Source organism: Bacillus sp. LH1, assembly GCF_057924895.1.
In genome coordinates this window covers 1,600,767-1,613,786 of record NZ_CM175007.1, presented here as the reverse complement: position 1 = coordinate 1,613,786, position 13,020 = coordinate 1,600,767, and the positions used below count along the sequence as shown (strand labels likewise).

Annotated in this window: 26 protein-coding genes; 1 reads left to right on the top strand and 25 read right to left on the bottom strand. The window is 35.1% G+C overall.

From position 1 onward, the window contains the following. Position 1 precedes the first annotated feature (1 nt). The 25 genes from ACX9TM_RS08545 to ACX9TM_RS08425 form a co-directional block, all read right to left on the bottom strand. Positions 2-1,711: a terminase large subunit gene (locus tag ACX9TM_RS08545; RefSeq protein ID WP_150475886.1), complete on the bottom strand. Its 1,710-nt coding sequence runs from the start codon at positions 1,709-1,711 to the stop codon at positions 2-4. 8 nt (positions 1,712-1,719) lie between these two features. Then, positions 1,720-2,241, bottom strand: coding sequence for a phage terminase small subunit P27 family (locus ACX9TM_RS08540; RefSeq protein WP_150475889.1), 522 nt, complete (start codon positions 2,239-2,241; stop codon positions 1,720-1,722). A 99-nt stretch (positions 2,242-2,340) separates the two neighbouring features. After that, positions 2,341-2,703 carry an HNH endonuclease gene (locus tag ACX9TM_RS08535; RefSeq protein WP_224742152.1) on the bottom strand — a complete coding sequence of 121 codons (363 nt, stop codon included), beginning with the start codon at positions 2,701-2,703 and terminating at the stop codon, positions 2,341-2,343. Positions 2,704-3,368: 665 nt separating this feature from the next. Continuing rightward, entirely contained in the window at positions 3,369-3,911 is a 543-nt protein-coding gene (locus tag ACX9TM_RS08530; protein ID WP_098949027.1) for a site-specific integrase, read from the bottom strand. Beyond that, on the bottom strand, positions 3,911-4,393 hold the full coding sequence (locus tag ACX9TM_RS08525) for an ArpU family phage packaging/lysis transcriptional regulator (RefSeq protein ID WP_088065331.1): 483 nt from the start codon (positions 4,391-4,393) through the stop codon (positions 3,911-3,913). Before ACX9TM_RS08525 ends, ACX9TM_RS08530 begins: the two co-directional genes overlap by 1 nt. 27 nt (positions 4,394-4,420) lie before the next feature. After that, the gene (locus ACX9TM_RS08520; protein ID WP_098949026.1) at positions 4,421-4,591 is read right to left on the bottom strand and encodes a hypothetical protein; all 171 of its coding nucleotides are present in this window, start codon (positions 4,589-4,591) and stop codon (positions 4,421-4,423) included. A 115-nt stretch (positions 4,592-4,706) separates the two neighbouring features. Beyond that, positions 4,707-4,988: a PadR family transcriptional regulator gene (locus ACX9TM_RS08515; RefSeq protein WP_150475895.1), complete on the bottom strand. Its 282-nt coding sequence runs from the start codon at positions 4,986-4,988 to the stop codon at positions 4,707-4,709. Between the two features lie 29 nt (positions 4,989-5,017). After that, on the bottom strand, positions 5,018-5,404 hold the full coding sequence (locus ACX9TM_RS08510; protein WP_098782223.1) for a YopX family protein: 387 nt from the start codon (positions 5,402-5,404) through the stop codon (positions 5,018-5,020). A 119-nt stretch (positions 5,405-5,523) separates the two neighbouring features. Then, complete coding sequence (locus ACX9TM_RS08505) at positions 5,524-5,808, bottom strand: hypothetical protein (RefSeq protein ID WP_150475897.1); 285 nt, start codon at positions 5,806-5,808, stop codon at positions 5,524-5,526. 31 nt (positions 5,809-5,839) lie between these two features. Then, a complete protein-coding gene (locus ACX9TM_RS08500) occupies positions 5,840-6,049 on the bottom strand; it encodes a hypothetical protein (protein ID WP_345742617.1) in 210 nt (69 codons plus the stop codon). A gap of 190 nt (positions 6,050-6,239) precedes the next feature. Next, the gene (locus ACX9TM_RS08495; RefSeq protein WP_191092986.1) at positions 6,240-6,410 is read right to left on the bottom strand and encodes a hypothetical protein; all 171 of its coding nucleotides are present in this window, start codon (positions 6,408-6,410) and stop codon (positions 6,240-6,242) included. A 16-nt stretch (positions 6,411-6,426) separates the two neighbouring features. Continuing rightward, entirely contained in the window at positions 6,427-6,603 is a 177-nt protein-coding gene (locus ACX9TM_RS08490; protein ID WP_191092989.1) for a hypothetical protein, read from the bottom strand. Between the two features lie 84 nt (positions 6,604-6,687). Then, complete coding sequence (locus ACX9TM_RS08485; protein WP_002066828.1) at positions 6,688-7,407, bottom strand: hypothetical protein; 720 nt, start codon at positions 7,405-7,407, stop codon at positions 6,688-6,690. Between the two features lie 374 nt (positions 7,408-7,781). Next, positions 7,782-7,967, bottom strand: a complete 186-nt coding sequence (locus ACX9TM_RS08480) for a hypothetical protein (protein WP_150475904.1) — start codon at positions 7,965-7,967, stop codon at positions 7,782-7,784. Between the two features lie 79 nt (positions 7,968-8,046). Beyond that, positions 8,047-8,520: a hypothetical protein gene (locus ACX9TM_RS08475; RefSeq protein ID WP_150475906.1), complete on the bottom strand. Its 474-nt coding sequence runs from the start codon at positions 8,518-8,520 to the stop codon at positions 8,047-8,049. Between the two features lie 3 nt (positions 8,521-8,523). Further along, positions 8,524-9,033, bottom strand: coding sequence for a dUTP diphosphatase (locus ACX9TM_RS08470; RefSeq protein WP_150475908.1), 510 nt, complete (start codon positions 9,031-9,033; stop codon positions 8,524-8,526). A 25-nt stretch (positions 9,034-9,058) separates the two neighbouring features. Further along, positions 9,059-9,532, bottom strand: a complete 474-nt coding sequence (locus ACX9TM_RS08465) for a sugar ABC transporter substrate-binding protein (protein WP_150475910.1) — start codon at positions 9,530-9,532, stop codon at positions 9,059-9,061. A gap of 25 nt (positions 9,533-9,557) precedes the next feature. Beyond that, positions 9,558-9,722, bottom strand: coding sequence for a DUF3954 domain-containing protein (locus ACX9TM_RS08460; protein ID WP_150475921.1), 165 nt, complete (start codon positions 9,720-9,722; stop codon positions 9,558-9,560). A gap of 18 nt (positions 9,723-9,740) precedes the next feature. Further along, the gene (locus ACX9TM_RS08455) at positions 9,741-10,100 is read right to left on the bottom strand and encodes a cell division protein SepF (protein ID WP_150475922.1); all 360 of its coding nucleotides are present in this window, start codon (positions 10,098-10,100) and stop codon (positions 9,741-9,743) included. Then, positions 10,093-10,371, bottom strand: coding sequence for an AbrB/MazE/SpoVT family DNA-binding domain-containing protein (locus ACX9TM_RS08450; protein WP_150475925.1), 279 nt, complete (start codon positions 10,369-10,371; stop codon positions 10,093-10,095). The genes ACX9TM_RS08455 and ACX9TM_RS08450 overlap by 8 nt, the downstream gene beginning before the upstream one ends. 3 nt (positions 10,372-10,374) lie before the next feature. After that, the gene (locus tag ACX9TM_RS08445; protein ID WP_150475927.1) at positions 10,375-11,346 is read right to left on the bottom strand and encodes a DnaD domain-containing protein; all 972 of its coding nucleotides are present in this window, start codon (positions 11,344-11,346) and stop codon (positions 10,375-10,377) included. Positions 11,347-11,473: 127 nt separating this feature from the next. Beyond that, positions 11,474-11,794 (bottom strand): RNA-binding protein, encoded by a 321-nt coding sequence (locus ACX9TM_RS08440; protein WP_150475930.1) that lies wholly within the window; start codon positions 11,792-11,794, stop codon positions 11,474-11,476. Between the two features lie 55 nt (positions 11,795-11,849). Next, on the bottom strand, positions 11,850-12,005 hold the full coding sequence (locus tag ACX9TM_RS08435) for a DUF6906 family protein (protein WP_023521538.1): 156 nt from the start codon (positions 12,003-12,005) through the stop codon (positions 11,850-11,852). Positions 12,006-12,077: 72 nt separating this feature from the next. Continuing rightward, positions 12,078-12,236, bottom strand: a complete 159-nt coding sequence (locus ACX9TM_RS08430; RefSeq protein WP_191092987.1) for a hypothetical protein — start codon at positions 12,234-12,236, stop codon at positions 12,078-12,080. Between the two features lie 38 nt (positions 12,237-12,274). Then, positions 12,275-12,502: a helix-turn-helix domain-containing protein gene (locus ACX9TM_RS08425; RefSeq protein WP_150475932.1), complete on the bottom strand. Its 228-nt coding sequence runs from the start codon at positions 12,500-12,502 to the stop codon at positions 12,275-12,277. 169 nt (positions 12,503-12,671) lie between these two features. On the opposite strand from ACX9TM_RS08425, the gene ACX9TM_RS08420 reads away from it, so the two are divergent. After that, the gene (locus ACX9TM_RS08420; RefSeq protein ID WP_023521535.1) at positions 12,672-13,019 is read left to right on the top strand and encodes a helix-turn-helix domain-containing protein; all 348 of its coding nucleotides are present in this window, start codon (positions 12,672-12,674) and stop codon (positions 13,017-13,019) included. Position 13,020: the final 1 nt, after the last annotated feature.

The window sequence follows — 13,020 nt, the reverse complement described above, 5'->3', positions numbered from 1 at the left end:
TTTACCATCCAAGTTTTTTCAGATACTCCTCACTTGTATATTGCGAATAATCAGCTTGTCCTTTCATCGCCATTTTATGTGCGTCAATAATAGCGTCAATTGGATCAATACGTTTCTCCTTCAAATTTTTATCAATCTTTATCTCACCAAAACTATTGGATACCGTTTTTGCATTCGCCATACTCCAAGTTAACAATCGATTTTTACGGTTATATTGTACGTTTTTCGCTTCTACTTCCAGTCTAAAATCTACAGTTGCATCATTTAAACTTCTTGCTGACTGTACAATACTTACACTGTGATATCCCAGTTCTTCTAAATCATTCAAAAATGCATCTGCATTGTGCGGATCATAGGCAATAATCTGTATTTTCCAATCATATTCTTCAATCATTCTTTTTAAATAGGCGATGATATATTTATAATCCGTTTTAATACCACCTAGTGTCTCTGTGACAGTCAATAAGCCATCTCTGACCCACATATCATAAGGGGCTTTGTCCGTCTCTATATGCTCCGTTACACGGTTTTTAGGGATAAAACTATGGGAATGAACAAAATATTTCTTTTCATCCTCTTTCATATATGGGAATATTGCCCCTAAACTTGTTAAATCACCGCCACTTGATAAATCAAGACCTATATAGCACTCTTTTCCTATAAAATCCTTTAAATCTAAATCTGAAGCACATTCCTTCCAATGCTCCATATTCATATACTGATTGTCCGTAAATTGCACCCAAATATTTAAATGTTTTGTTAAGAAATTCCGAAGTTCATCTCCACCCCTACGTTTGGCTGTACTTGCCATAGTTTCAAGGGTTTCAATTCCTTCTTCATCTCTTGCTACTAAAGGATTTGCCTTTATCCAATTACTCGAATCCCAAATATCATCATCTTTATCCAATTGAGCAATATATACAAACTGTTTTTCGTCTTCATATACCCCTTCAAGAAGTCTGCAACAATCTTCATACAACTCATAGCAAGGACTATTTAAATCAAATCCTGCCGTTGTGATAACTGATATTAAGCATTCTTTTAATTTAGTTGTTCCACCCTCCAATAATTTATACATTTGATTTGTAGGGTGTTTATGGTATTCATCCACAATACCAAGGTAAGAACGAAATCCATCAATACTTTCCGTATCTCTTCCAAGAGCGCGAATGATTCCATTTGTTACAAGTGCTTCAATCGTATTTTTATATTCTTTTACCTTGAAACATTCACTTAAATCTTCATCTGATTCGATGAACTTAATCATTTCTTTGAGAACTATGTTTGCTTGATCCTGTTTCGTAGCTGTACAGTATACCTGCGCATAATTATAGCCGTCAAAATTGCTATAATATGTCCCTAGTACACCATTCATCAAGGATTTACCATTTTGTCTGCCCACTTGAACATAACTACTTCTAAACCTACGATAGCCCGTTTCTTTATGGACCCAACCATGCAATGACCCGAAAATAAAGGCTTGAAATTCTGCTAAGACGAGCGGTTCTACTTCTTCTCCTTCACCTATCATTAAAGTTTCAGCATACTCAAGTAACCGATCTGCTTTTTCCTCATCAAAATAATAGACGAACGGCGCCAACTTACTTTTTTCTAAATCGTCTAAGTGCCTTTGGCAAGCTAACTTAACGTACTTCCCTGCAATTTCTCGACCTTCTAATACATCAAGTGCATACTGTGTGACTCTATTCATATTACAACCTACATAAACTTATTAAATTTATTTTTAGGCTTTTCATCAGTTTCCTTTGGGACTACTAATCTACATCTTGATGTAATTGTTAGACCTAAATCACTGGAAGCTTGTCTACACTGCTTAAAAAGTTTGTCTTGATTTATAAGTAAGTCTGAATAGACGCCATTAGATATGGTATACCTATTCTCGGATATGATGTTACCTTCCTGATCCTTTTTTACATCTACCACTTCTTCTAGCGGACTAAGCTCAAGCATAGCATTTGTAATTTCTACATACATTTTCCTTGCTATTAAAAATCTTGCTAAAGCATCAACATCAAGATTGGACATAATTTCAATCCTGATTAGTTCATCAGATATTTTTTTAAAGTCTCTTCTCAAATCTTTTGGCAAATAAGAAGGCGCCCTAATTTTATCACTAGGCGCCTTGACTTCTTTTGATTTACGATTTTCAATTTCAGCTTTTGTTAAATGTTTTTTTCCCTTAAGTACAACTAAATCTACAGGTTCCCTCGGTCTAGCCATCCACCTTCCTCCTTTCGGAATTTTCATTTAGGGAGTTTTCGCGAAAAAAAAGACCACCCGGCGACTCGTCGCCCTCCTTAAAAAGTTTTTGATATCCCCCTACCCTATCAAGCTTCTTAACTTCTTCTGTATATTGAACTTCTCTGTCCTAACGTCATACAGCTTATGGACTTTCTGGTGGCATTTCTCGCATAACGAAATCAAATTACTTCTTACTAAAGCTAATCGATCATTTTCTTCTAAAGGTATAATATGATGTACTGTGTTCATTGGTTTAACCTTGTTCTCACTCCAACACAATTGACACAACCCATTGTCTCTATCCTTTATCCTTGCTCTAGTTACTCGCCAAGGCTTTGAGTTATAGAACTTCTGATTGTCTGTATCCGTTCGCTTCACCTTATAATCTCTGTGCCTTTGCTTCCTTCTTTCTTCAGCAATAACAGCACACGCCTCACACATACCTTTCTCCATCGGTACTGTCTTACCACATCTACATATCTTTAGTAACATGTTATATCCTCCATTACATCCACTCCTTATTACCAAAAATAAAAAGCACCCGAACGGATGCTTTACTATCGTTTACTTATTTGTTTTTAATTACGGTATGTGAAGTTTTATGCTTCTCTCAGCTAACAATCACAATAGACAACCTTGTTTGTTAACTGAGAGAAGAGCAAAAGCTCTCCTTAATAACGGTATCATTCAATCAGTACCATCTGCTGGTTTCGGATTTTATATGCCCGTTATTATGAACCGTTTAGAAATTAAGAAACAACATAGTGAGTTATGTTTTCCGCCACTTCTCACAATACAAATATATCACGTGAATTCCAAAACAACCGGCACATATCCTGCCAAAAAGCGGTCACGACTCTGCCACTTATTTTTCCTATCAATATCCTAACTTACTCTTTGCAACTGTTTTACCCAAATCAGTAGTTTTTGGCAACTACTTACTCCCCCTGTTCTTTCTCTAATGAGTTACCCATATCTTGTATTGTGTGTAACTGAGCCATACGCCACAGCCCTTGATATCATTGATTTAAATTAACTTTCTCTTTTGAGTTACACAGTACGAAATTTATGAGTAACTGTATGAATTTAAAAAGAAAAAGCAATGCTTAGATTTTAAACCTAGTCATTGCTTTATCCATTGCATCTTGATTTACACCTATATAACGTAACGTAACCTTCTCTGACGAGTGATTGAATATCTCCATTAGTAATGCTATATTTTTGGTTTGCATGTACATGTGATACCCATAAGTCTTTCTCAATGTATGTGTTCCTATTTCCTCTAAACCAAACTCTGCTGCAGCTATACTCAATATCTTATATGCCATACTACGACCAATAGGACGATTCTTTCCTTGTCTACTTTGCAATAAGTACTCCTCATCTTCTCTTTCTTCAATAAACCATTTCAGTTCTCTTTTCAGTGCTGCAGTAATTTGTATTCGTTTCTGTTTCCCGGTTTTCTTTTCTCTCATAGATATATGACTACCTTTGACATCTCCTACCTTCAATTTCAAAATGTCCGAGATTCTCAGACCTGTATTGATTCCCATAATGAAGAGAATGTAATTACGTAAGCTCTTTTCTTTAAAATAATCTTTTAGCTGCTGTATTTCTTCTGGATCACGTATTGGCTGAACAAAATTCATTATTCATTACCTCCAGTCTCTTCTGTCTCGTAAACTTCTAATCCAAGTGCAAAAGCAAGCTTATAAAACGCTTTAGACTTCCAACGTCGATAAGTACGCTCTGACATTCCAATTTCGTTATAAACCATGTAATCACATACATCCTCTTCTTCTAAATAACGTTTATAAATGATATCCCTTTGGATGATTCCTGCACGCCCATTTCCTAATCGATTTAGAAATTGATTGATACGTAATGACATTATTGCTAGCCATTCTTCTCGTTTACTTTGTTGAATATTTGCTATAGCAACATCTTCTAATGGCTTACCAACTGTATGTGTAGGACCGTGCTCGCGTATTTCATAAGAAGGAGTGACTTTCATTTCTTTACGCATCATCCCGAATTGTCTATGTATACGTACGCTTTCCAACACACCTTCTAATTTCTCTTGTGTCGCTATTCTATCGATTTTTGGTAAGAAAGATAATTGTTTAGTCATGTAAGACCACTCCTTTTTATTTTTAGATTACTTTTGTCTTATTGCTCCACGTCTTCGTTCATAACAAGGTCTATGCATCCCCATTAAATCTTCAATATCACGAGTGCTAAATTTCTCTTTTCGTTTTTTCTTCTTTTTCTTTTTTGCTTGATTCGATTGCTTTTTCCATTCACGTAACTGATCCTTTAACCCCTTCATTTCCCCATCTCCCTTTTCAAAATAAAAAGGACACCTATTCCTAAAACAGCTTTTATTGCTGCTTTAATGAATTGGTGTCCTCTAGTTTTCTAGCCGGACAATATTGATTTTTAATTTACTTTAAAAAACTTGCTTTTGAGTTTTCTTTCCAACTCTCACCTTTGTGCAAATGAATATTCCATGCTTGTTGTGGTGTAAAACCTATCTCTTGCAGCTCTTTTATATTTTGCGGTTTTTCAAAAGTGCACGGCACACTTATTTCTTTAGTGAAGTCAAAATCATAATTACCTGTTTCACCAGAAGAAGTATCAGCCCAATCAACACCACCCTTGATTTCCACTCTTTCTCCATCGGGTGTTTCTAAAAAGAATTTCACACCTTCTACACTCATTCCCATTTTCCTAACCTCACTTTCTATTCAAAGGATTATTTTATTAAGTTTTGATTGTCATATACATTTCCTATTACTTCGAATGACACTGCACTCATTCTCAAATCTTCATCCTCATCTCCAGATGGATCTTTGTAGTAAAACATAGCGTCCTTTTCGTGCCAATCAACTCTGTAGACTAAATCGTTATGACATTTGACAATATCACCTTCGTAAATTGCCTTGCCGTTCTTATCTTCTACGCCTGTATATTGCCCAACTGTTTCAGCTTCAACTCGAACATCTCCCTCTAATTGCCTTTGGACTATAAATGGAACTGACTCCCAAAGACCTAGCATGTCATCAAACATATAACCATCAACATAATAACCATAATGCCACTTCCCTCTTTCATCTCTTCCACGACATTTAATTTTTCTCATTTTCTTATTCCTCCCCTGAATAAAACTCAATATTCCGTCAATACTGTAGATAACCCATTAAGTTACTTTCTCCTTGTTCCCCCTTGGAGATGAGCAGTTAGCTTTTGCTAGCTGCTTTTTTATGCTAATTCTGAAGTAATTAAAACTGTTTGGTTTTTATGACCATTAAAATCATTCAAATAATCTTGTAATTTTTTACCTTTATTTTCTTCTAAATGAGCGACTGCATTTAAAAATTTCCCGAATGCAATTTCTTTTGTAACCTCTGTAATATCACCTTCACTTATAACACTTTGTGTTCCATTACCTGCAACTTCTTTCGCATATACTGTGTAAGCTCTACCTTTTGTTTCCGCCGCTACTAATGCCCAATATTCATGTTTATCAAACTCGAAGTATTTCATATCCATTCCTCTTTTCTACAAAATGAAGTTTTTATTCAATTTCTGCGTTTATGCCATCTTCGCTTAGAAACTCACATAATATTTCTAAGTCTCCACTCGCCACAACCATTTCCCAAGCTTCACCTTCATATCCATACTCTTCTGCGAGAACATTTACAGCATGTTCAAAATTCGTAAAACTAAGTTCTCCGTAATTTATAACCAAACTTCGAACGTTATCCGGTTCTTCCGTTTGTTCCAGTTTTAACTCATCGATAGTTATGTCTTTTTCAACTAGCACCTCTTCTTCGACATATCCATCACGAACACGATCGGCTGCTTGTTCTAATGTTTCTGCTTCTACAATTCCCTCATACACCTTAGTTTCCGTATACGTTACAGTAAATGTTTTCATCATTCATTCTCCTTTTCTAATAAAATAGCGTTTTTGTTTAGTTTTCTTCGTTTTCTTCATCGCTCCACGAACATGCGAATAGATATCGTTCTATATGCACTGACTTAAGAAGACCTTCCTCTGTTAGCTCTATCTCTAACTTTTTTATACCGTTCTTTTCCTGAAGTTCCTTATCAACTTTTACATGTTTTCCATCGAATGTAATCATCTCTCATTCTCCCTTTCTATCTATTTTCTTTAATAAATGCTATTTCTTCGATAAAAATATCAATCGGTAGCACCCAAGAAACGTACTGATTTTTACATCCGTTCCTATTCCATTTGAAAGTTGGGTCTAATCTATTAGGAAACTTCCCATCAGGCTTTCGTATCGTTGAGATTTTGATATTCTTCATTCTCATAAAATTTTCTTCACCTATTTTTGTCATTTGTCTATTTCTTGTATGCCTCATCCGCTTCATTCCTCTCCAAAATAACTATTTTGTTTAAATTTCATGTAATTCGCCAAGATAGGCTGTGACATATCGAATGTGCGCTTCTCTGTTTCTTCTCCCACTCCAAGTTTCCATCCCCGTAATTTGTATGCTTGGAAATCTCTCTTCTAAAAGTTGTACCAGTAGTTGCTTGTTTGTATCATTGTCAGCTAAATGCGCTTCTCTATCTTCCTCTGTGAAAATAAATCCTTTATTGCGCAGTTGTTGTATTTTGTCTTCATCTTCTTCCTTATCCGATACAGGTGTACTGCTAAATGATCTTGAAAGCCTACCTAATTGAAATCCAAACTTTATATCTAATCCGCCCCATTTGCTAAAACTCATTTCCGAAATGTAATTGAATCCAAGTTCATCCCACCACTCATCAACTTTGCGAGTTAAGCCTGCTAATTGCTCTTTTAATCCATCAATCGGCTTCATATTTGCCATCTGTTGTTCCAATTCGCGAATACGTATATTGGCATTACGAATATCTACGTGACGCTCTGCTCTTTCCTTAGCTAAATTAGATTCATAGTTTGTAGCTTTTGCTACATCCGAAATATGGCACTCTGATAAAGAAATTAATGTCCCTTTCATTTCTTCGGTTAATGTATCTTCTGATAACCATTCATGCATTTGTTTTGCTGCAAAGAATAAATCCTTTAATCCTTTTAGCGCTACCGCCTTTTGATCTGCGTTTAAAACAACTAATTTTTCTTGGTTTTCCATTTTTTTATTCCCCTTTACGAATAATCTTTTTTTGTATTACACACAATATCTACGAGTCAGCTACACTCTTTCAAAACGGAGCTTTACCCCTCCGGACTGTTTAGGCACTTGGCAGGTGATTTGGTCAATCATCTGCCATTCCGATTAAAATAACGCTTTTATTAAAAACCGAACATTCAACTTAAACCACAGCTGACATTTCAAACCAAATTCCGAACATTAATATTCGTCACTAATATTATTTGCTTCCATCCAGTTTTCACGTTCTACTTGTGCAATTATTTCTTGCTCTGCCTCAATTTCTAATCGTTCTTGCTCACTCCACTCTCTCAACATCTTTATCCACCTCACTTTTCTACAAAATTCAAATTGTATTAGATTTCCTTCCCATCGTTCTTTATGGCCTTCAGTTGCTCCATTTCCTTCCTTGCCGATTCATCTAACATTCTTCTTTTTTTATCTGCTTTCTTGTTTTCATCAGCTCTAAAACCAAAGTAAAGTAGTGCGCATGTAATAACAGAACCCGCCATATATCCTAAAAAACATCCTAACCAAAACATAAAATTACTCCTCCCTATGCATTAAATTCATAAATTTTTGACTTACTAATGCCCGAAGTTTCTATATTCCATTCTAGTTTTAAAAGAATGCCAGTTGCCCATCAGGTCTTTCTAGCAATGAAACAGGTTCCGGTTCAGGTGTTCTTTTAACTTCTTCTGCTTCTGATAGTTCCTCAAAATTAGCAAACCAATGTATTGGGAAACATCCACATAATTTTTTAAGTTCACGATCATGCCAGAAGAAACAATGATTACCTTTAGGTCTTATAATGTAATCCTTAAGCTGTTTATTTTTATAACCTTTTGTTCGCCAAATCAGTTGCGCTCTATACAGTAAACCTTTATCTAAATTAGGCGTATTAACTTGCGGTTCTGATGTCCAATTTTCTTTTTCCACCACTTGAAATCTCTCTGCTGGATAACAGCCAAAATGTGCTTCTTTCCGATTAAATTTGCTGACGTAGTAATGATTAGGTTTAGCTGGGAATAAAAAATATTCTTCATTTATTCCCAATAGTGCTGAATGATCTACATCTATGCATACACCTTTCATTGCTCAGTACCCGTTATTCTGGCGTTGATGATTTACTTCATTCTTCTTGTAATAGCCTTGTTCGATTTCTTCAAATGTGAATCCTAACTTTCTACCTAATCCTAAGAAGGAATATAGTAACTCTTCGTACAATTCCATATCCTGAGTTGCGCGAAATTCTGATACAGCTTCATATACATTATTAAATTGATCCACTAAGGAACTTGCAGCAAAGACATTTGCTTTATGCTCTAAAAATTCCTTACTATATTCATTAGGATTAAAACCAATACCATTTCCTAACGAAGCTATAAAATGGAATCCATCTACATATTCCATTAAAATAACTTCTTTTCCACTTGGCCCTTTATGGCTCCAATGCTTAAAACATCTTGTTTCATTTGCAAGTTCTCCAACTTCAACTTGTAAAGCAAGAATCATATTGTAAAATAAGTTTTGGCCTTCCAACCCGTGCTTCTTGATGATTCTTGTATCTAATACCTTTTGCAATCCAAATATTCTAATTAAGTTCATCTCTTCCACTCCCTCAATAATTTAATTAAGCAACCCTTTTTTTCGTATCTATTAAACAATTAATCATGTATTCTAAACCGAACCGATCGAGTATTAATGTTGCTATTTCAATCTGATGCCTTCTTAGTTTGTTCGCTATTTCTTCAATGCTGAGCTGCTGCATCCACAAATCCTTAAATAGTTCTATATCGTCCTCATTCCAAATAAAATTTACTTCTTCTAAAGCAATGTAGACGTATGGTGGTATTTCTTTTTTCCTTTTATTTCGAATACTCTTTTCGCCAATTTCCCCTAAACCTATTTTTCGTTTGTGGATTTTAAACTTATCCACTTGATCTAAAATAAGTGCTGCTACTTCTATTTGCTTTCTTTTAAATCTTTTCGAAATCTCTAACAGTGTGTAGTTACTATTCCAAAGTTCCCGGAATTGGATAACCTCTCTTTGATCCCATAAGAAATCCACTTCTTCTAAAGCAATTTGAACTTTAAAAGCCGACATTTCAAACACTCCCTTAAAAAATTAATTAATTTATCTTTTCATTAGAAGTAGTTTTGACATGGACACCCTTACCGTTAACCCAAATTACAACTTGCTCACCAAAACCGCTTTCTGGCGGGTTGAATGAAAGGACTTCACCATCTTTCACCACAAGAAGTTTATTATTTGTAACATCGATTTCTTTCTTCATATGTCCCTCTCCCTTTTACTAACGCATGTACTCGACAACATCAGGTTTAAAGCCACTTCCTAAATAAATCCTTATCGGAATTACTTCTTTTTTATCCCTAGCCGCCTTACACAATTCTTCAGCTGTATCCCAATTAAAAAACTTATCTACAGCTCGTTGGAATCTCCAAATTGCCATTACATATTGTTCAAAGATGTCGTAACGATCATCTTGTTTAGTAGTGCGTGGTAATTCATCCGTTCCCTTTGCATTCTTCGGAACTTGTACGCGTACATCAGCGTATGTAACACGTCCAGTTCCTTTCTTCACATTGGCCTTCATTACATCAAACTCGCAAATCGATGGTTCTACATCGAAAATATTTAATTGCTTAGGCATTTGCCATCCCACTCTTTTGAAGAATGTCCAGCAATTCACTTGCGCCTTCCTTACTCAAAAACATTCGACCTTCCAGCAATTTGATGTTGGATTCAGAAACTTTACCCGTTACAAAGCATGACGTTTCTTGTTTCTTCAAAATAATGTTTTCCCCATCAACATGAAAACCTAATGACGTCCCTTCAGCAATTCCCAAAGTTCTGCGTAACTCAATCGGAATTACTACACGCCCTAAATCATCTACTTTTCTTGCTACACTTGTGTTTTTCATACCTTACTCCCCTTTAGTATTTTTATATTTGTTTAATATCTCATCAAAACGTTTCTTACTATCTTCGTGCTCATCAATTAATGCTTGCTGTGGTTGTTGTATTGGTTCAGATTCTTCTCGATGATGTAACCATTCTGGTACAGCTTCTGTTCGTTTGGCATAACCTTTACCAGTACGTTTATTATTTTGTTGTTGTCTTCGGAATTCCACTTGTGCTGCTTCTACATCTTGAATTGTCTTAAATCCTTGTTGATGCCAATCTTTTAGAATTCCTTTTGTATATGACCAATTACGTTTATTATTTTCTAAAGTGATTTTCATCGCTTCAACTACTAGCGACTGATTAAGATCATCTATCCATTGATTAATTTCTTCTCCCATGAATGGAGATATATGTCCGAAATTCTTCATATAAAAATCGATTGCAAGATTTTCTACTACTAGAGGTCCTTCTTTTTCTTCTTCTTCTTTTTCTTCTTCTTCTTTTTCTTCTTCTTCTTCTTCTTCTTGTCCCCGAATCGTCCCACGGTTCGGGGACGTATCGTTATACGAGTCGTGGATGAACGTTTCAATAAGCTTCTTTATAGATTTTTGCTCTATATGTTTGCAGATTGGAATTAGTAAAGTTATATTCTTCACTTCTTTTAATTCTTTCTTTAGTAAATCCTCAACTGGTTTTCCAGCTTTTTTCAGGTTGTATTTCCCCCAATTTAAAATAACTAATTCTCTGGTTTCGTTATCATATTCTATTAGCTTGTGGTAATCTTCAAAACGTTGCATCAAAGCCTTTACAGCCTCATGTGAATACCCTGTTTCAAAAGCTATTTGTTTTTTGGTTATTTGATATACACCAACTTGTTTCGTTTGTGGATTAGTTAATAAATATAAGAAAAAGAACTTATCTTCTGGTGTAAATTCCTCTTGAACTTTCACATCATTCCAAAACGAAGTGTGTACTTGTCTAAATATCGCCATCTTTTTACCTCCTAGTACAAACATCCATATATGCTTGTTTCATGAAAAGTAAGTAATATGTTATAATAGTGCTGAGTCATTTTTTTACAAACCGTTCTAGGCGTAGGGCGGTTTGTTTTATTTCCAACTAACTCACCTCCTCTGAAAGAGTTAGGAAATGAGTTCTTTCCACAACTTCCGCATTAACACCTTGACTCTTCAATCGCTGAACAATCCCTAAGATTCTTTTACGATCCCTTTCGTGCTCCGCATCGTGCTTTTCTTTCGCTCGATACATTGCGGCAAGTTCCCTCCTTGCAAGGCGAGCTTCCTTTATCCACTTATGTAAGGACTCTTCATCATGTTTCTTTAATGCTGCAATTTGTTTTTGTTCACAGTATTGTAAAAATGAATCTAAAGTTTGTTTATTTTGTATATCCTTTTGTAAAACTGGTGGTGTAATCCTCATGATTCTATCTCCTTTCGTAACTATTCATTTGACCAATATTTGATTACTCCTAAACTTATAAACTTGGAATTATACGTTTTGTATTTGTATAACGATGTACCAAACACATTTGTCCATTCTCTTTCTTAGAAACCAGCCAATTCTCAGGGTTTAAACTATAAGATTTCACATGGATCTTTTCACGTTTGGTTAATTTTTTTCCGTTTTTCATCAAATCACCGCCATTCAAGCTTGTCCATTTTTGATGCGACTTCATTGAATACTCTCAATGAAGTTTAGGAAATTAACTAGCTGCACTTTTCCTTGTGATTTCCAATCCTTTTTTTATGACCTTAACTTCAACGCCATAAAATGACTCGTATACTTCCTTAAATACTTCCTCGATATTTTTTTCGCCATAAGTTTCTTTGATTGTGAACCCTTTATAATTAATTTCTGACATGGCCACCCCGCCTTATGTTCCCCTAGGGAATATTGTTATTAAAAAAAATCGACTTGTTCTTCAAACAAATCAACTACATTCTCTTTTAATACATGCGCCATTCTAGATGCCAAATTATATGATATTTTCTTTTTGTAATTATGATTATTAATTAGCTTGTAACAATAACTGCAAGATATATCTAATGCATCTGCTAATTCTTGATACTTATATCCCGATGCTTGAAATGCCATTTTTAATTTCGTTTCATTGATACTCCCTTTCATGTAATAACTCCTTTCTATACCTGTTTACACTAACTTAACATTCCCTCAGGGAAATTTCAAGGTATTTTTTCCCTTTGAAATTATAAATTTATAGAAAATTCCTCCGATTGATTTTCCCCTTAGGAAATATTATAATAATCCTAACAAACCACTTATCGAGGTGATTACTGTGGAATTTAAAGATCGGTTACGTCTATTACGAAAAGAACGTAATTTAACACAACATGATTTAGGACAAGCTATTGGTGTTACTGCAGGTAGCGTTTCTAAATTTGAAACTGGTTTTAAACCTGCATCCAGAGAAACTGTTGAGCGCGCTGCTGACTTTCTTAATGTTCCTGTTGATTATCTTCTAGGAAGATCTGACTCTCGTGAATTAGATGAAGGGATGGGCCAAAAATACTTGAGCTTAAAAAACCGTCTGGAACAACTACCTGAGGAACATCAGGACATAGTCCTACAAAACATGCTAACAATGATGGAAAGCTTAGAAAAACTGAAAAACACTTCAAAATAGT